This window comes from Streptomyces sp. SID5910, from assembly GCF_009862125.1.
Taxonomy (GTDB): domain Bacteria; phylum Actinomycetota; class Actinomycetes; order Streptomycetales; family Streptomycetaceae; genus Streptomyces.
In genome coordinates, this window is sequence record NZ_WWHX01000556.1 from 1 (window position 1) to 17419 (window position 17419).

At 72.3% G+C, this 17419-nt stretch carries 12 protein-coding genes and 2 pseudogenes; 9 read left to right on the plus strand and 5 right to left on the minus strand.

Features of this window, described 5'->3' with window-relative positions:
* The first annotated feature begins 228 nt into the window (after window positions 1-228).
* Window positions 229-690, plus strand: coding sequence for a universal stress protein (locus GTW67_RS19500; protein ID WP_161166106.1), 462 nt, complete (start codon window positions 229-231; stop codon window positions 688-690).
* Between the two features lie 102 nt (window positions 691-792).
* The gene (locus tag GTW67_RS19505) at window positions 793-2205 is read left to right on the plus strand and encodes an amino acid permease (protein ID WP_161166107.1); all 1413 of its coding nucleotides are present in this window, start codon (window positions 793-795) and stop codon (window positions 2203-2205) included.
* 10 nt (window positions 2206-2215) lie between these two features.
* Here GTW67_RS19505 and GTW67_RS19510 read toward each other — a convergent pair whose 3' ends face one another.
* Window positions 2216-3370, minus strand: coding sequence for a CapA family protein (locus tag GTW67_RS19510; RefSeq protein ID WP_161166108.1), 1155 nt, complete (start codon window positions 3368-3370; stop codon window positions 2216-2218).
* A gap of 231 nt (window positions 3371-3601) precedes the next feature.
* Here GTW67_RS19510 and GTW67_RS19515 point away from each other — a divergent pair, with 231 nt between their 5' ends.
* The 3 genes from GTW67_RS19515 to GTW67_RS19525 all read left to right on the plus strand — a co-directional run bounded on the left by GTW67_RS19515 (window position 3602) and on the right by GTW67_RS19525 (window position 5585).
* On the plus strand, window positions 3602-4147 hold the full coding sequence (locus tag GTW67_RS19515) for a sigma-70 family RNA polymerase sigma factor (protein WP_161166109.1): 546 nt from the start codon (window positions 3602-3604) through the stop codon (window positions 4145-4147).
* A 141-nt stretch (window positions 4148-4288) separates the two neighbouring features.
* Window positions 4289-4804: a hypothetical protein gene (locus GTW67_RS19520; RefSeq protein WP_161166110.1), complete on the plus strand. Its 516-nt coding sequence runs from the start codon at window positions 4289-4291 to the stop codon at window positions 4802-4804.
* A 130-nt stretch (window positions 4805-4934) separates the two neighbouring features.
* Complete coding sequence (locus GTW67_RS19525) at window positions 4935-5585, plus strand: zf-HC2 domain-containing protein (RefSeq protein ID WP_161166111.1); 651 nt, start codon at window positions 4935-4937, stop codon at window positions 5583-5585.
* 4 nt (window positions 5586-5589) lie between these two features.
* Here GTW67_RS19525 and GTW67_RS19530 read toward each other — a convergent pair whose 3' ends face one another.
* From GTW67_RS19530 to GTW67_RS19540, 3 genes are all read right to left on the minus strand, one after another.
* Entirely contained in the window at window positions 5590-6414 is an 825-nt protein-coding gene (locus GTW67_RS19530) for a SigB/SigF/SigG family RNA polymerase sigma factor (protein WP_161166112.1), read from the minus strand.
* Between the two features lie 140 nt (window positions 6415-6554).
* Window positions 6555-7418, minus strand: coding sequence for an Fpg/Nei family DNA glycosylase (locus GTW67_RS19535; protein WP_161166113.1), 864 nt, complete (start codon window positions 7416-7418; stop codon window positions 6555-6557).
* 97 nt (window positions 7419-7515) lie between these two features.
* A complete protein-coding gene (locus tag GTW67_RS19540; protein WP_161166114.1) occupies window positions 7516-9600 on the minus strand; it encodes a SpoIIE family protein phosphatase in 2085 nt (694 codons plus the stop codon).
* A 118-nt stretch (window positions 9601-9718) separates the two neighbouring features.
* Here GTW67_RS19540 and GTW67_RS19545 point away from each other — a divergent pair, with 118 nt between their 5' ends.
* Window positions 9719-11140 carry a lipase maturation factor family protein gene (locus GTW67_RS19545; RefSeq protein ID WP_161166115.1) on the plus strand — a complete coding sequence of 474 codons (1422 nt, stop codon included), beginning with the start codon at window positions 9719-9721 and terminating at the stop codon, window positions 11138-11140.
* 39 nt (window positions 11141-11179) lie between these two features.
* Here GTW67_RS19545 and GTW67_RS19550 read toward each other — a convergent pair.
* Window positions 11180-14125: pseudogene (locus GTW67_RS19550) on the minus strand (alpha-mannosidase); the annotation flags it as partial.
* Between GTW67_RS19550 and GTW67_RS19555 the strand changes: the two are divergent.
* The 3 genes and pseudogenes from GTW67_RS19555 to GTW67_RS19565 form a co-directional block, all read left to right on the plus strand.
* Window positions 14114-14353: pseudogene (locus GTW67_RS19555) on the plus strand (glycosyltransferase); the annotation flags it as partial. The pseudogenes GTW67_RS19550 and GTW67_RS19555 sit on opposite strands and share 12 nt — an antisense overlap.
* Window positions 14350-15591 carry a glycosyltransferase gene (locus GTW67_RS19560; protein WP_237518942.1) on the plus strand — a complete coding sequence of 414 codons (1242 nt, stop codon included), beginning with the start codon at window positions 14350-14352 and terminating at the stop codon, window positions 15589-15591. The pseudogene GTW67_RS19555 and the gene GTW67_RS19560, both read left to right, overlap by 4 nt.
* Window positions 15588-17419 (plus strand): Kelch repeat-containing protein (locus GTW67_RS19565; protein WP_161166116.1); only part of this gene is annotated, 1832 nt, incomplete at its 3' end. The genes GTW67_RS19560 and GTW67_RS19565, both read left to right, overlap by 4 nt.

Below are 17419 nucleotides of genomic sequence, written 5' to 3' on the forward strand. Positions count from 1 at the left end.
GCGCAGGCCGCCGCGGCACCGGCGAGCAGGGCGCGGCGCCGTGTGAGCAACTGATCCTTCTTCATGACTCATCACTCGCCCGGACAGGGGCCGACGCCCCTGAACGACACCGGTGCGGCGGCACGGAACCACCCGGCCGGCCCAGTGGGAGCCTGTCGGCGCACCCCCGAGCGGTGGGGGCGGGCGGCCGGGGCCGGGCGGATCCGGGGGTTCCGATAGCCTCGCCGCGTGACGCAACAGCACTCCCATCAGTTCGAACGGGGCACGGACGGACCGAAGGTCATCGTGGTCGGGGTGGACGGCTCCGACTCCTCGCTGCGCGCGGCGGCCTACGCCGGCGGTCTGGCCCGGCGGCAGCGGGCGCTGCTCGCCGTGGTGTACGTGCAGCCGGTGCTGGCGGCGGGGGCGGCGCTGGGCGCGCCGGTGGCGGACACGACCGACGAGATCGCCGAGGACCTGGTGGCGCAGATCCGGGCGGCGACGGAGCGGTCCAAGGGGATATTCGACGTGCGCTGGGAGTTCCACACCTTCCGCGGCGACCCCTACAACGGCCTGGTGAAGGCGGCCGACGAGCTGCGGGCGGACGCCGTGGTCGTGGGGGCGTCCGAGCAGGCCGGGCACCGGATCGTCGGCTCGGTCGCGGTGCGGCTGGTGAAGGCGGGGCGCTGGCCGGTGACCGTGGTGCCGTGAGACCGGTCGCTCCGGTGCGTGCGTCGTGCCTTCCGTCGGGGACGTGAGTGAGTCATCATGATCCACCGTCAGCCGTTTGCCGGTCACGAAGAGGTGAGGCGCATGGCCGGGTTCCGCATGGGCGAGGGTGTTCTCCGCCGCAAACCCATCGAGCACATCGAGGATACGGAGGCCGGGGAAGGCACCGGTCTGGTGCGGTCGCTGGGGTTGTGGCAGCTGACGGCGATCGGCGTGGGCGGCATCATCGGTGCCGGCATCTTCACGCTGGCCGGCACGGTGGCCAACGGCACGGCGGGACCGGCGGTGCTGATCTCCTTCCTCATCGCGGGCGTCGCGAGCGCCGCGGCGGCTCTGTCGTACGCGGAGTTCGCCGGGCTGATCCCGAAGGCGGGCTCGGCGTACACCTACGGCTACGCGGTCCTCGGTGAGCTGGTCGGCTGGTTCATCGGCTGGGACCTGCTCCTCGAGTACACGGCGATCGTGGCGGTGGTCGCGATCGGCATCTCCGGCTACTTCAGCTTCCTGGTCGGCGAGATGGGCGCGGATCTGCCGAACTGGATGCTGGGCGCGCCGGGTACCGGCGACGGGCACAAGGTGGACCTGTTCGCGGCGGTGCTGTGTCTGCTGATCGCCTATCTGCTGACGCTCGGCATCAAGAACGCGGCGCGTTTCGAGATGGTCGTGGTCGTGCTGAAGGTGCTGGTGGTGCTGCTGGTCATCGGCGTCGGCGTCTTCCACATCAGCACCTCGAACTACCACCCGTTCTTCCCGTTCGGAGTGAGCGGGGCCTTCACGGGCGCGGCGACGGTGTTCTTCGCGGTCTTCGGGTACGACGCGATGTCGACGGCGGCCGAGGAGTCGAAGGACGCGCAGCGGCACATGCCGAAGGCGATCATCTACTCGCTGATCATCTCGATGGTGCTGTACGTGGCGGCCTGTCTGGTGCTGACCGGCATGCAGAACTACAAGGACATCGACCCCGAGAGCGGCTTCTCGACGGCGTTCAAGTCGGTGGGGCTCAGCTCGCTGGCCGACGTCATCGCGGTGGGCGCCATCATCGGCATCCTCACGGTGATGTTCACGTTCATGCTGGGCGTCACCCGTGTGTGGTTCTCGATGTCGCGTGACGGGCTGCTGCCCAAGTGGTTCGCGAAGACGCACCCGACGCGGCACGTGCCGACGCGGGTCACCTGGATCGTGGGGGTGGCGTCGGCCCTGATCGCCGGGTTCCTGCCGATCGGCGAGGCGGCCGAGCTGACCAACATCGGCATCCTGCTGGCGTTCGTGGTGGTGTGCGCGGCGGTGATCGTGCTGCGCTACCGGCAGCCGGACCTGCCGCGCACCTTCCGCACGCCGTGGATGCCGTTCGTGCCGGCGCTGGGCATCGTCTTCTCGATCTGGCTGATCACGTTCCTCCAGTGGCAGACCTGGGTGCGCTTCGCGGTCTGGTTCGTGATCGGCCTGGTGATCTACTTCGGCTACTCCTACCGCAAGTCGGAACTGGCGGGCCGTTAGCCTCCGGGCGCTACTCCCCCATCACCAGGCCGTCCTCGGCGGCGCCGCGGCTGAGGACCACGTCGCGGATGCGGTCGCGTACGGCGGTCACCTCGGCGCCCTTGTCCAGGGCGCGGTTGAGGTTCACGACGCGGCCGGCGTCGACGTCGAAGAGCTGGGGGACGAACTCGGCCTTCGTCACCCGCCAGCGTTCGCCGGGGCGGGCGGGCGGGGCGAAGGTGAAGCGGCCGATGCTCGACTGGTTGCCGCGCGGGTCGCGCTCGCCGTCGTCGTTGATCATCTCGCCGGCGATCTGGTCGCCCATCCCGTAGATCACCCAGGTGCCGTTGACCTTCTCGTACGCCTGCGGGACATGGGCGTGGGTGCCGACGATCAGGTCGACGGCGGGGCGGTCGCCGCTGCGGGCGGCGGTCAGGGAGTCGGCGAGGGCCAGCTGCTCGTCGTCGGGCTCGTCCTGCCACTCGGTGCCCCAGTGCAGGGACACGACGACGACGTCGGCGCCGGCCTGCCGGGCGGCCCGCGCGTCCGTGAGGATGCGGTGCTCGTCGATCAGCTGCACCGCCCACGGCTGTCCCTGCGGTGCGGGGCGGCCGTTGGTGTCGAAGGTGTAGGCGAGGTGGGCGACCTGGGCCGCGCCCGCGCGCAGGATCGTCGTGGTGCGCGCCTCGCCCTCGGTGCGGGCGGACCCGGCGTGCCGTACGCCGGCGCGGTCGAGGGCGTCCAGGGTGTGGAGGATGCCGTCCGCGCCGTCGTCGAAGGTGTGGTTGGAGGCGGTGGAGCAGCCGTCGTAGCCGGTGGCGGCCAGGGCCGTCGCCACCTCGGGCGGGGACTTGAACAGGGGGTAGCCGCTGTAGTCGCCGTTCGCTCCGTACACCGTCTCCATGTGGCACAGGGCGAGGTCGGCGGGCGCGACGACGGGCTTCGCGCCGGCCAGCATGGGGCGGAAGTCGTAGCCGGTGCCGCCCGCGTCGAAGCGCGCCCGCTCGATGATCGAGTCGTGCGGCAGGACGTCGCCGGAGGCGACGAGCGTGAAGGAACCGGCGGGGGCGGCGGGCGGGGCGGGGGCCGGGCGCGCCGGCGGCTCGTGATCGCGGGCCTGGCAGGCCGCGCCCGCGGTGAGGAGGACGGTCAGGGCCAGGGCCACCCGCCGACTGCGTGTGATCATCCGTTCACTCCGCTGTGGTCGCATGCACGAGGAAAAATCACATTTACACACAAACAGGTAAAGAGATGGACGCTGTCACAGAGGGCTCCGACACGCCCATTAGCCCGTCCGGCTTGCCCGAAAGAGGAGCGCCGACCGTTCGTCGGACCGTTCACCGACGCGATCGACCGTCCGTCGCAGACCCGTGCGCGCGCCCTGTCCCCGCCCGGGGCCCTGCGGTGCCATACGGCCATGACGGCCGGAATCACCCTCCCCGACACGACGACCGCCGAGCACGAGCTCGCCGCACTCCAGCGCGAGCACGGCCGGCCGCTCTTCGCGCTGCTGCTGCGGCTCAGCGACGGCGACCGCCAGCGCGCCGAGGACCTCGTGCAGGAGACCCTGGTGCGCGCCTGGCAGCACCCCGAGGCACTGCGCGCCGACGCCTTCGACTCGGTACGGCCCTGGCTGCTCACCGTGGCCCGGCGGCTCGCGATCGACGCGCGCCGGGCCCGGCAGGCGCGGCCGGCCGAGGTCGGCGACGCGGTGCTGGAGAACGCGCCGGTCTGCGCCGACCACGCCGAACGGGCCGCCGCCGCCCTCGACGTGCGGGAGGCTGTGAAGACACTCACTCCGGAGCACCGTGAAGTCCTGGTGCTGGTGTACTTCCAGGGGGCGAGTGTGGCGGAAGCCGCGACGGCCCTCGGCATCCCGCCCGGTACCGTGAAGTCCCGCGCGTACTACGCGCTGCGCGCCCTGCGCAGGGTGCTACCGGGATACGCCGCCGACCTGCGGTGAAACCGACCTTATGGTCAAGCCTCCGTAAAGCGCCTTGCCGTGGACCCCGGTTGAGTAATCGGCTGTCCTCATCCGTGTTCCGGACGGGGGCCCATGACCCGGGTCGGGCGACGCGCACGTACCGGAGGAAGGCAGGAAGGGATGCCGCACAGAGGGCAAGAGAGCACGGACGGTACCGGCGGAGGCGAACTGGCCGTCCCGATGGCGTGGTTGTACGCCGAGTACATCGCCGACGAGCTGCTGCGGACCGGCGACCTGATGCCGCCGACGTCCTTCGAGTTCCGCGCGGGACGCGACGCGCTGGCGCTGACCGTCTTCCTGTCCGACACCGAGAACGAGCTGAGCGGCATCCGCGTCGTCACCCGGCTGGAGACCTGGCTGTCCCTCACGGCCTACGACCAGCCGTGGCACGAGTGGGTGCGCGAGCGGCTGGCCGAGGTCACGGCCGACACCGTCGCCGCCGGCCGGCACTCGCCGGACCTGGAGCTGGCCCGGGCGGCCTGGCGCTGGCTCCAGGAGACCGAGCTGCTCGCCCCGGACCTGAACGCGGTGCCCGGCGGCGCTCCGGGCGGCGGGGAGGACGAGGGCCCGAAGGTGTGGACGCCGGCGTGGCAGCTGGGGCTTCCGCTCGGCCACCTCGCCATCCACCTCTTCTAGGCGCCGCCTCGGGAGTTTCTCCGCACACGGACCAATCCACGGTGTGTGGCTTGAGTGATTCGGCTGCCCGGTGCGTACACGTGGGAGCAAGGAGTAACCCCACCCGCACCCAACGGTACGAGGATTCGGCATGAGGTCCCTGGAAAGGCATCGCGACGTCGGCGCCTATGCGCTCGGCGTGCTGGACGAGGCGGACGCGTTCCGCTTCGAGGACCACCTCATGGAATGCCCCCGGTGCGCGGCGCAGGTGACCGAGTTCGGCCCCGCGGCCCGTCAGTTGATGCTGTACCGGCGGGCGACGCCACGCCTCGTGCACCCGCTGACCCGGCCCGGGCCGAAGCTGCTGGACCGCCTGCTGTCGGAGGTGGCGGCGCGCGGCCGGGCCGGCCGCCGGCGACTGCTGTACGCCGTGGCCGCCGCCGTCGTGTGCGCCGTGGCGGGCCCCGCCCTCGCGCTCCACGCGCAGCAGGACGCTCCGAGTGTGCGCGTCACCGCGACCGATGAGCGCACGGGGGTGTGGGCGCAGGTCACGGCCGACGACGAGGCCTGGGGCAGCGACGTGGAGCTGGAGGTCAAGGACGGGGCGGGGCCGCGCTCCTGCCGGCTCGTCGCCGTCGGCCGCGACGGCACCGAGGAGACGGTCACCAGTTGGAGCGTGCCCGGTCACGACGCCCGGCCGAACACCATGCGCGGCGGTGCGGCGCTGCGTCCCGGCCAGACCGCCCGCTACGAGGTGCGGACCGTGGACGGGGAGCGGCTGGTGACCCTCCCCGTCGGCTGAGCGCTCACCGCGCGGCGAGGGTCTCGTGCCGGATCCGGTCGCAGGTCTGGGCGAGCAGCCGGGAGACGTGCATCTGGGAGATGCCCATCCGCCGGGCGATGCGGCTCTGCGACCAGTCCTCGAAGAAGCGCAGGTAGAGGATGGCCCGCTCGCGCGACGGCAGCCGGCGCACGGCCTCCTTGACGCTCTCGCGGTCGACCACGAGCTGGAAGCCCCGGTCGGGCTCGCCCAGCGCGTCCAGGAGGCTCGGGCCGCCGTCGGCCTCGGCGGCGTCGCCGTTGGACGCGTCCAGGGAGAGGGCCCGGTAGCTCTCCAGGGCCGCCAGGCCCTCGCCGACCTCCTCCTCGCCGAGCCGGGTGTGCCGGGCCAGCTCGGCCGCGGTGGGGCTGGGGCTGCCGGGGGTGAGGGCCAGCTCGACGTAGGCGGTGCGGACCCGGTTGCGCAGCTCCTGGACGCGGCGCGGCACCCGTACGTCCCAGGTGCGGTCGCGGAAGTGCCGTCGCAGCTCGCCCCGGATCGTGGGTATCGCGAACGGCTCGAACGGCCCCCTGGCCGGGTCGTACCGGCCGATCGCCTTGAGCAGGCCCACCGCGGCGACCTGGCGCAGGTCCTCGGTGCTCTCGCCCTTGTCGCGGAAGCGGGCGGCGAGGCGGTGGGCCATCGGCAGCCAGGCCCGCGTCAGCTCCTCCAGCAGCCGGTCCTTGCCGGGGCCGTCGTCCAGGGTGGCGAGGCGGGCGAAGGCGGCGGCGACGGCGTCCGTGGTGTCGAGCGCGGGGGTCCGGACGGAGGGTGCGGTGGAGTACGGGCGGGCGGCGGCTTCGGTGCGCATACGGCGGGAGTCCTCGCTGTGGGCTCGGTCACGTGCTCTCCGACCTTCTGTGCCCACGCGCACCACGGCGCCATGCGGGACTTTCGTCCCTTTATGTAACTAATCGCACTCCTGAGATCTATCCGGACATACCGGTCCCGCTATTTCAGCAGCCGCGACAGCCTCCGATCCGCGAGCGGTTTGCCGCCGGTCTGGCAGGTGGGGCAGTACTGGAGGGAGGAGTCGCTGAAGGAGACCTCGCGGACGGTGTCGCCGCAGACCGGGCAGGGCTCGCCGGCGCGGCCGTGGACGCGCAGGCCGCTCTTCTTCTCGGCCTTGAGCCGGCCGGCCGCCAGTCCCCGCGAGCGTTCGACCGCCTCCGTCAGCGTGGCGCGCAGCGCCGTGTACAGCCGTGCCGTCTCCTCGTCGGTGAGCGAGGCCGCCAGTTTGAAGGGGGACATCTTCGCGGCGTGCAGGATCTCGTCGCTGTACGCGTTGCCCACGCCCGCGATCAGGCTCTGGTCGCGCAGGGCGCCCTTGAGCTGCCGCCGCTCGCCCGCCAGGAGCGCGGCGAAGCGGGCCTCGTCGAAGTCGTCGGCGAGCGGGTCCGGGCCGAGCCGGGCCACGCCGGGGACCTGCTGCGGGTCGGGCACGACGTACACGGCGAGCCGCTTCTGCGTGCCCGCCTCGGTCAGGTCGAAGCCCGCGCCGGTGTCCAGGGCGACGCGCAGGGCCAGGGGGCCCTTGCCGGGCCGGGGCATGCCGTCGGGGAGGCTGTCCTTCCAGTGCAGCCAGCCCGCGCGGGCCAGATGGGTCACCAGGTGCGGGCCGCCGGCGGTCTCGATGTCGAGGAACTTGCCGTACCGGTGCACGGCGGCCACCCGGTGGCCCTCCAGGGCGGACAGCGGCGGGTCGTACGTCTTCAGGACGCTGATCGCCACGGGCAGCACCCGGGCGATCTCGCGGCCGTCGAGGTGCTCGGTCAGGAAGTCCCTGAGCGCCTCGACCTCGGGCAGTTCGGGCATGTGTCCAGAGTGCCACCCGGCACCGACAACGCCCCCTCACCGGGCCGGACGAGGGAGGCGGGCATGCATGGTGCGGGCATGCATGGTGCGGGCATGCCTAGTCGTGCGGCATCACGAACTCCGACCACACGCACTTGCCGCTGCCGCGCGCCTCCACGCCCCACGCGTCCGCGAGCGCGTCGACCAGGCGCAGCCCGCGTCCGGAAACCCCGGAGTCCCCGGGGTCGCGGCGGCGCGGCAGGGCGCTGGAGGTGTCCTCGACCTCGACGCGCAGCCGGCGGTCGGTGCCGGAGAGGAACCGCAGGGTGACGATCGCGGAGCCCTCGGTGTGCATGAGGGCGTTCGTCATCAGCTCGTCGGCGACCAGTTCGATCGAGTCGGCGTGGTCCTCGTCGCCCCAGGAGCGGACCGCGGCGCGGATCATGCGCCGGGCCTCGGTGAGGGCCTCGGGGTCGCCCGGGGCGACGTGCTGGCGGACCCGGCCGCCGATGCGGGGCTGGTCCGGGACGCGGCGGCGCATCACCAGCAGGGCCACGTCGTCGTCGCCGCGCCGCTGCTCGGCCGCCGCGATCAGCCGGTCGGCGAGCTTGCCCACGTCCTGCGGGCCGGAGGCGACCAGCTCCGCGAGGGCCCGCATCCCGTCGTCGAGGTCGGCGCCGGGCTCCTCGACCAGGCCGTCGGTGCACAGCAGCAGGGTGTTGCCCGGGTCCAGCTCGATGGTGCCGACCGGGTAGGCGAGGCGCCCGAACTCGGCGGACAGGCCGAGCGGCAGCCCGCCCTCCACGGGCACGCGCCGGCACTTGCCGTCGCCGTGCCGCAGCAGCGGGTCGAGGTGCCCGGCGCGGACCACCTGGACCACTCCGGTGGCCAGGTCGGCCTCCGCGTACAGGCAGGTCGCGAAGCGGTCGGTGTCGAGTTCGTGCAGGAAGACGGAGGCCCGCGCCATCACGGTGGCCGGTGGATGGCCCTCGGCGGCGTAGGCGCGCAGCACGATGCGCAGCTGGCCCATGACGGCGGCGGCGTGCGCGTCGTGGCCCTGGACGTCGCCGATGACGGCGCCGACGCGTCCGCCGGGCAGCGGGATCAGGTCGTACCAGTCGCCGCCGATGTCGCGGCCGAGGGCGCCGCCGATGGTGGCGGCGCGGTAGCGGACGGCGACGTCGCAGCCGGGGACGCTGGGGATGGTGCGGGGCAGCATCGCCTGCTGGAGGCTCTCGGCGAGGTCCATCTCCTGCTCGTAGAGCATGGCGCGCTGGAGGCTCTGCGCGATGCTGCTGCCGAGGGCGACGAGCACGTTGCGGTCCTCGGGCGAGAAGCCGTCCCGGTCGCTGTAGAGCAGGCCGAGGCCGCCGATGGGCTGGGCCTGGGCGATCAGCGGCAGATAGGCCGCCGCGGTGACGTGCAGCCCGGCCAGGTGCGGCCACAGGATCGGATAGCGCTCCGCGAACTCCTGCGGCGACTCGATGAAGCGCGGGCTGAGCGTGCGGACGGCCTCGCTCATCGGGTACGCCTCGTCCACGCCGGTGACGCGGGTGCCGTGGACGAAGCTGCCGTCCGGGCCCTCGGCGACGAGCAGGATGCGGTCGCCCTCCACCAGGCCCATGACCACGCTGGTGGCGCCCAGATGGGTGAGGCCCTGGGTGTCCTTGAGGGCGTCGATGACGTCGTCCACGGTGCGCGCGTGCGCGAGCGCCGCCGTGGTGAGCTGCACGACGTTGGTCTGCTGCCGGCGGGCCTCGTCCAGGGCGGCCTGCTCGCGGCGGGCCTCGATGTCGCCGAGCTCCTGGGTGGCGTCGCGGACGATGCCGATGATGCGGCGGGGGCGGCCGGTCTCGTCGCGGCGGATGTAGCCCTGGGTGCGGACCCAGCGCAGGGTGCCGTCGCGGCGCCGCACCCGCAGATAGGTGCCGTAGTTCTCGCTGCCGTCCTTCATGGCCTGGGAGACCAGGGTGTCGAGGCGGTGGCCCTCCGACGCGGGGACGCGGACGGCCAGCGACTCGGGGCGGCCGTCGTACTCGTCCGGGCGCAGGTCGAACACCTCGTGCGCCTGGGCGTCCATGTGGAACAGTCCGGAGTCCAGGTCCCAGTCGAAGCTCCCCATGCGGTTGAGCGCCAGGATCGGGTCCGGGTGGGCGGGCCAGTCGTCCGGGGGTGACAGGGCGCTCGCTCCCCGATCAACCATGCGCCCCACCTTGCCAGGATTTGCCCGATTATTCGACTCCTGATCCGCTGCCCGTAGGCCGACAGGGACACCGGGTCGCCGGGGTACCCGGGGGCGTGGCACGAGAGGAGCGCGAGCCGTGGAGTGGTTCACCTCACCCGACTACTGGCTGACCCGGCTGGTCTTCCAGCGGGCGCTGGCCGTCCTGTACCTGGTCGCGTTCGTCACGGCGGCCGTCCAGTTCCGGGCGCTGCTCGGTGAGCGCGGTCTGACGCCGGTGTCCCGGTTCGTGGAGCGGGTGCCGTTCAGGCGGGCGCCGAGCCTGTTCCAGTGGCGCTGCTCGGACCGCTTCTTCGCGGGCTGCGTCTGGGCGGGCTGCGCGGTCTCGGCGGCGCTGGTGGCGGGGCTGGACTCGCTGCTGCCGCTGTGGGGGGCGATGCTGCTGTGGCTGGTGCCGTGGGCGCTGTATCTGTCGGTCGTCAACGTCGGGCAGACCTGGTATTCGTTCGGCTGGGAGTCGCTGCTGCTGGAGACGGGGTTCCTCGCCGTCTTCCTCGGCAACGACGAGGTGGCCCCGCCGGTCGTCGTGCTGTTCCTGCTGCGCTGGCTGCTGTTCCGCGTCGAGTTCGGGGCGGGGCTGATCAAGATGCGCGGAGACGAGTGCTGGCGGAAGCTGACGTGTCTCGACCACCACCACGAGACCCAGCCGATGCCGGGCCCGCTGAGCTGGTTCTTCCATCACCTGCCCCGGCGGATGCACCGCGTGGAGGTGGCAGCGAACCATGTCACGCAGTTGCTGGTGCCCTTCCTGCTGTTCACGCCGCAGCCCGTCGCGACGGCCGCCGCGGCCCTCATGATCGTCACCCAGCTGTGGCTGGTGCTGTCGGGGAACTTCGCCTGGTTGAACTGGATCACCATCGTGCTGGCCCTGTCGGCGGTCCGCTTCCCGGCGCGTCCGCCGTCCCTGCCCGGCGCTCCGCTGTGGTACGTGGTCGTGGTCCTCGCGGTGGCGGCGCTGCTGGTCTTCCTCAGCCACCGGCCGGTCCTCAACATGATCTCCCGCCGGCAGGTGATGAACCGGTCCTTCGACCCGCTCCACCTGGTCAACACCTACGGCGCCTTCGGCAGTGTCAGCCGGGTCCGCTACGAGGTGGTGATCGAGGGCACCGCCGACGAGGTCGCAAGCCGGGACTCGGACTGGCGGGAGTACGAGTTCAAGGGCAAGCCCGGTGATCCGCGGCGCTGGCCGCGCCAGTTCGCGCCGTACCATCTGCGGCTGGACTGGCTGATGTGGTTCGCCGCGCTGTCGCCCTCGTACGCCGGGCCCTGGTTCGGCACCTTCGTGGAACGGCTGCTGGAGGGCGACCGCGCCACGCTGCGGCTGCTGCGCCGCTCCCCGTTCCCGCCGGACGCGCCGCCGCGCTTCGTGCGGGCCCGGCTGTTCCGGTACCGGTACACGACGTGGCGCGAGCTGCGGGAGACCGGCGCGTGCTGGGAGCGGACGTACGTGCGGGAGTATCTGCCGCCGACCCGGCTGGTGGGCGGCGCACAGGAGCCGTAGGGGTACGGACCCGACCGGGCCCGTACCCCCTGACGCGTGCTAGGCGCGCTTGAGGCGCAGGGTCATCAGCTGGAACGGACGCAGCCGTACGGCGATCCGGTCGCCGTCCAGCCGGGGCGCCTCCGCGTCCGCGAGCGGGCGTTCCAGCAGGTCGGTCACCTGGACGTCCGTGGCCGGGAACCCGGTGGTGAGCGTGGCCCGCGCTCGGCCGCCGTGGGCCTCGTGGAAGCGGACCACGACGTCCCCGCTGCCGTCGTCGGCCAGCTTGACGGCGGTCACGACGACCGCGTCCCGGTCGACCGCGACCAGCGGCGCGACGTTCCCGGCGCCGGTGGCGCGCCGCTCGGGCAGGTTGATCCGCCAGCCCTCGCGCACCGCGTCGCCGATGCCCGCGCCGGGCACCAGCGCGTGCCGGAAGCGGTGCACGCCCTGGTCGGTCTCGGGGTCCGGGAAGCGCGGGGCGCGCAGCAGGGACACGCGGACCGTGGTGGTCGTACCGCCGTCGCCGTCGGTGCGGACGGTGCGGGTGACGTCGTGGCCGTACGTCGAGTCGTTGACGACGGCGACGCCCCAGCCGGGCTCCTCCAGGTGGACGAAGCGGTGGTTGCAGGCCTCGAACTTGGCGGCCTCCCAGCTGGTGTTGGTGTGGGTGGGCCGGTGGAAGTGCCCGAACTGGGTCTCGGAGGCGTACCGTTCGGCGTGCACGTCGAGGGGGAAGGCCAGCTTGAGGAACTTCTCCGTCTCGTGCCAGTCGACCTCGGTGTCCACGTCCAGCCGCCGCTCCCCCGGCGCCAGCGTCAGGACCTGGGTGACGCGGGAGGAGCCGAAGGAGCGGACGATCCGCACCGAGGCGCCGTCGTCGCCGGGGGCGATCTCGTCGGCGTCGGTGAGGTCGGTGACCGTGTGGCGGTAGAACTCGTCGACGTCCCAGGCGTCCCACATGTTGGGGAAGTCGGGGTGGAGCTGGAGCAGGTTGCCCGCGCCGCCCGGCGCGACGGTCTCGCGGTCGGCGTCGAGGTCGTACGCGGAGACGACCAGTCCCCGTGCGTCGATCTCGACGCGCAGCAGGCCGTTGTCGAGGACGTGGCCGCCGCCGGGGCGGGGGCTGACGTCGGTACGGCCGTCGACGGCGGGCGCGGCCGCGGCACCGGCCGGGACGCCGGCGCGGGTGTGCGGGGCGGAGTTGAAGACGAGCGGGGTGTCGCCCTCGCCGGCCAGGGCGCGCTGGGCGGCGTCGATGATCTCGTTCAGTTCGGCGGCGACGCGGTCGTAGGTGGCGCGTGCCTCGCGGTGCACCCAGGCGATGGAGGAGCCGGGCAGGATGTCGTGGAACTGGTGCAGCAGCACCGTCTTCCAGATGCGGTCCAGGTCCTCGTAGGGGTAGGGGAATCCGGCGCGCACGGCGGCCGTGGCCGCCCACAGCTCGGCCTCCCGCAGAAGGTGTTCGCTGCGCCGGTTGCCCTGCTTGGTCTTGGCCTGGCTGGTGAGGGTGGCGCGGTGGAGTTCCAGGTACAGTTCGCCGACCCAGACCGGCGGCGCGGGGTTCTCGGCCTCGGCCTTCTCGAAGAAGGCCAGCGGGGTCTCCCACTCGACGGTCGCCGAGCCTTCGAGGTCGCGCAGCCGGGCCGCCTTGGCGACCATCTCGCGCGTGGTGCCGCCGCCCCCGTCGCCCCAGCCGGTGGGGGCGAGGGAGTGCCGGGCGACGCCCTTGTCCTTGAAGTTCCTCGCCGCGTGGGCGATCTCGCTGCCCTTCATCGAGCAGTTGTAGGTGTCGACGGGCGGGAAGTGCGTGAAGATCCGGGTGCCGTCGATGCCCTCCCAACGGAAGGTGTGGTGCGGGAACTTGTTCGTCTGCGACCAGGAGATCTTCTGCGTCAGCAGGTACTTGGCGCCGGCCGCCTTGATGATCTGCGGGAGGCCCGCCGCGAAGCCGAAGGTGTCCGGCAGCCACGCCTCGTCGTTCTCCACGCCGAACTCGTCGAGGAAGAACCGCTTGCCGTGCACGAACTGCCGGGCCATCGCCTCCGAGCCGGGCATGTTGGTGTCCGACTCGACCCACATGCCGCCGGCCGGCACGAACCGCCCGTCCGCGACGGCCTTCTTGACCCGCGCCCACACCTCGGGCCGGTGGTCGCGCACCCACGCCCACTGCTGGGCCTGCGACATGGCGAAGACGAAGTCCGGCTCGTCCTCCAGCAGAGCGGTCATGTTGGAGGTGGTGCGGGCGACCTTGCGCACGGTCTCACGCAGCGGCCACAGCCACGCCGAGTCGATGTGCGCGTGCCCGACGGCGCTGATGCGGTGCGCGGAGGGCACGGCGGGGGCGGACAGCACGCCGGTCAGCCGTGAACGGGCCGCTTCCGCCGTGCCGTTGACGTCCTGGAGGTCGATGGCGTCCAGCGCCTTGTCGACCGCGCGCAGGATCTCCCAGCGGCGCGGCGAGTCCACCGGCAGCTCGGCCATCAGCTCGCCGAGCACCTCCAGGTCGAGCACCAGGTTCCACACGGTCTCGTCGAGGACGGCGAGGTCCATGCGGGCGAGCGTGTACTGCGGTTCGCTGCCCGCCGTGTCCTTGTCACCGAGCTGCGTGGGCACGAAGGGGTGGTAGTCGAGGATGACGGGGTTGGAGGCGGCCTCGATGTGCAGGCGGACCTCCTCGCCGCCCTCGGCGGGGGCGCCGATCCGCACCCACTGGTTGCGCGGGTTGAGGCCCTTCACGGGGGTGCCGTCGGGGCGGTAGACCAGGCCCTCGCACTGGAAGCCGGGCATGTTCTCGTCGAAGCCGAGGTCGAGGATCGCCTCGACGGTCTTCCCGGCCCACTCCTTCGGCACGGTGCCGGTGACCCGGAACCAGCTGGTGCCCCAGGGCGCGCCCCAGCGGGCGCCGACCGCGATGGGCTCGGGTTCGGCCGCGAGTCCCTCCTCGACGGGGACGGGCTCGCCGGGCGCGTTCCACACCGCGACGTCGAGCGGCACGGACTCGGGGTCATCTGGTTCTACAAGGCGGACCTCGACCCGGCGGTGACGAAGACGATGCCGGGCGGCTGGCGCGACCTGGACTACGTCGTCGCCTCCCCGACGGTACGGCGCGACGCGGCCGACCTGCCCAACGTCCTGGCCGCGATGAACCACTCCACCCCGGTCGCCGTCTTCGGCACCGGCGCGGACCGCATCGAGATCCGCCGTATCCAGCCCTCCGGAGCCGCCCGATGAGCCACGAGTCCACCGTCCCCGGCGAGCTGGGCCGTCCGGCCGTACGCCCCGAGGCCGCCGAGGTGCCCGAGCCGGGCGCCGTCACCATCGTCGTACCGACCTTCAACGAGTCCGCGAACGTACGGCAGTTGCTGCACCGGATCACCGAGTCGGTGCCGGGCCGGCTGCCCTGCGAGGTCGTCTTCGTGGACGACTCCACCGACGACACCCCGGACGTCATCCGGGAGGCGGCCCTGGACTGCCCGTTCCCGGTCACCGTCCTGCACCGGGACGAACCGGCCGGCGGGCTGGGCGGCGCGGTCGTCGAGGGCCTCAGGGCGGCCGCGTCGGACTGGATCGTCGTCATGGACGGCGACTGCCAGCACCCCCCGTCCCTGGTCCCCGAGCTGGTCGCCACCGGCGAGCGGACGGGCGCCGGGCTCGTCGTCGCCTCCCGGTACATCGAGGGCGGCAGCCGCGCCGGGCTCGCGGGCAGCTACCGGGTGGCCGTCTCGCGCGCGGCGACCTGGCTGACCAAGGCCCTCTTCCCGCGCCGGCTGCACGGCGTCAGCGACCCGATGAGCGGCTTCTTCGCCATCCGGCGCAGCGAGGTCACCGCGGACGTCCTCAAGCCGCTCGGCTACAAGATCCTCCTCGAACTCGCCGTCCGCAGCCGCCCTCAGGCCGTCGCCGAGGTGCCGTTCGTCTTCGAGGAGCGGTTCGCGGGCGAGTCCAAGTCCACCGCGCAGGAAGGGTTCCGCTTCCTGCGCCACCTGGCCGGGCTGCGCACCGCCTCGGCGCCGGCCCGCATGATCGCCTTCGGGCTGATCGGGCTCAGCGGCTTCGTGCCCAACCTGGCCGCGTTGTGGGCGCTGACCGCGGCGGGGCTGCACTACCTGCCCTCCGAGATCATCGCCAACCAGTTCGGGGTGGCCTGGAACTTCCTCCTCCTGGAGCGGCTGCTCTTCCGCGACCGGCGCCGGCACCGGCACTGGGCCGACCGGACCCTGCGGTTCGCGCTGATCGCCAACGCGGACCTGGTGCTGCGCATCCCGCTGATCGCCCTGCTCGTCGGCCAGTTCGGGCTGGCCGTGCTGCCGGCCACCGCGCTGGCCCTGGTCATCACCTTCGTCCTGCGCTTCGCCGGGACGGAGGCGCTGGTGTACCTGCCGCGCAGGGTCCGCGCCGGGCGCACGGAAGGCACGGAGGGCACGGAGGGCACGAGCCGCAAGAGCCGCACGGCAAGGAGTGCCGCATGAGACACAGCCGCAGAAGCACGGCGGTGCTGGCGGTGGGCGCCCTCACCACCGGGCTGCTCCTCACCGCGCCCCAGCCCGCCTCCGCCGCCAATCTGGTCAAGAACCCCGGCTTCGAGACCGCCGGCACCGACGGCATGCCGTACTGCTGGGAGAAGTCCGGCTGGGGCGACAACGACTTCGCCTTCACCACCACCGCCGACGCGCACACCGGCGCCAAGGCCATGAAGGTCGAGCTGACCCGCCGGGCGGACGGCGACCGCAAGGCCCTGATCACCGAGTCCGCCGCGTGCGCGCCCGTGGTGACGGCGGGCAGGCAGTACGACCTGTCCCTCTGGTACAAGACCACCACCCCGGACGCGTCCCTCACCCTCTTCCGGCACGACGCCACCGCGGGCTGGCAGTACTGGACGGACCTCAAGACCCTCGGCATGGCCGCCGGCTGGACCGAGGCGGGTGTCCGCACGCCCGAGGTCCCGGCCGGCACCGACCGCATCAGCTGGGGCGTCTCCGTCTACGGCACCGGCTCCGCGACCACCGACGACTACGCCATGGAGCAGGTCGCCGAGCCGGTCCCGGACCCGGAGTGCACCGGCACCGCGGCGGAGTGCGCCGACGGCCGCTGGGACGTGCTGCCCACCGAGAACCCGGTCCGCTCCATGCACTCCGTCGTCCTCCACAACGGCAAGGTGCTGCTGATCGCGGGCTCCGGCAACGACCCGGAGATGTTCGAGGCGGGCACCTTCACGTCGGCGGTGTACGACCCGGCGACCGGTGCGTACCGGACGATCCCGACGCCGAAGGACATGTTCTGCGCCGGGCACGTCCAGCTCCAGGACGGCCGCGTCCTCGTCATGAGCGGCAACGCCGGCTACCCGTCGGCGGACGGCACCGTCGGCTACCAGGGCTTCAAGGACTCGTACGTCTTCGACCCGGAGACCGAGACGTACACGAAGACCAACGACATGAACGACGGCCACTGGTACCCGTCGGCGACGATCCTCGGCAACGGCGACGTCGTCTCCTTCGGCGGGCTGCGCGAGGACTCCACCGGCTCGGTGACCGCCGAGCGCTGGTCCGACGCCGAGCAGAAGTGGCTGCCGGCCTGGCAGGTCAACCAGACCTGGTCGTACTGGGGCCTGTATCCGTCGATGATCCTCATGCAGGACGGCCGCCTCTTCTACTCCGGCAGCCACGTCTTCGGCAACAACATCCCCGGCACCGGCTCGGCGATCTACGACTACGACGCCAACACCGTCACCCAGGTCCCCGGCCTCCAGGACAAGGACGTACGGGATCAGTCGGCCAGCGTGCTGCTGCCGCCCGCGCAGGACCAGAGGGTGCTGACCATCGGCGGCGGCAACATCGACGCCAACCCGGACGCGAACCGGCTGACCGACATCATCGACCTCAAGCAGCCGGACCCCGCCTACGCCGCCGGGCCCCCGCTTCCGCAGGGCACGGTCGACCTCGGCGCCGGGCCGGTGCCCGAGACCGGGAACCAGGGCAAGATGTACGTCTCCGCCGTGCTGCTGCCCGACGGCAAGGTGCTGGAGACCGGCGGCGCGCTGCACAACCGGGCGAACCCCGTCTTCGAGTCCTCGATCTTCGACCCGGCCACGGAGACCTTCGACCCGGTCGCCGCCGACCCGGAGGCCCGCGGCTACCACTCGTCGTCGTTCCTGCTGCCCGACGGCCGCGTGATGTCCACCGGCGACAACCCGGGCAACGGCTCCTGGAACCACGACGTGTCGGTCTACACGCCCCCGTACCTCTTCAGGGGGGAGCGGCCCGCGATCACCTCGGTGATCGACACCGAGTGGACCTACGA

Coding starts and splice junctions, on each gene's coding strand:
- GTW67_RS19510 (WP_161166108.1), bottom strand. CDS start 3,370: ATGATCACACGCAGTCGGCGGGTGGCCCTGGCCCTGACCGTCCTCCTC.
- GTW67_RS19520 (WP_161166110.1), top strand. CDS start 4,289: ATGCCGCACAGAGGGCAAGAGAGCACGGACGGTACCGGCGGAGGCGAA.
- GTW67_RS19560 (WP_237518942.1), top strand. CDS start 14,350: ATGAGCCACGAGTCCACCGTCCCCGGCGAGCTGGGCCGTCCGGCCGTA.
- GTW67_RS19525 (WP_161166111.1), top strand. CDS start 4,935: ATGAGGTCCCTGGAAAGGCATCGCGACGTCGGCGCCTATGCGCTCGGC.
- GTW67_RS19540 (WP_161166114.1), bottom strand. CDS start 9,600: ATGGTTGATCGGGGAGCGAGCGCCCTGTCACCCCCGGACGACTGGCCC.
- GTW67_RS19530 (WP_161166112.1), bottom strand. CDS start 6,414: ATGCGCACCGAAGCCGCCGCCCGCCCGTACTCCACCGCACCCTCCGTC.
- GTW67_RS19515 (WP_161166109.1), top strand. CDS start 3,602: ATGACGGCCGGAATCACCCTCCCCGACACGACGACCGCCGAGCACGAG.
- GTW67_RS19535 (WP_161166113.1), bottom strand. CDS start 7,418: ATGCCCGAACTGCCCGAGGTCGAGGCGCTCAGGGACTTCCTGACCGAG.
- GTW67_RS19505 (WP_161166107.1), top strand. CDS start 793: ATGGCCGGGTTCCGCATGGGCGAGGGTGTTCTCCGCCGCAAACCCATC.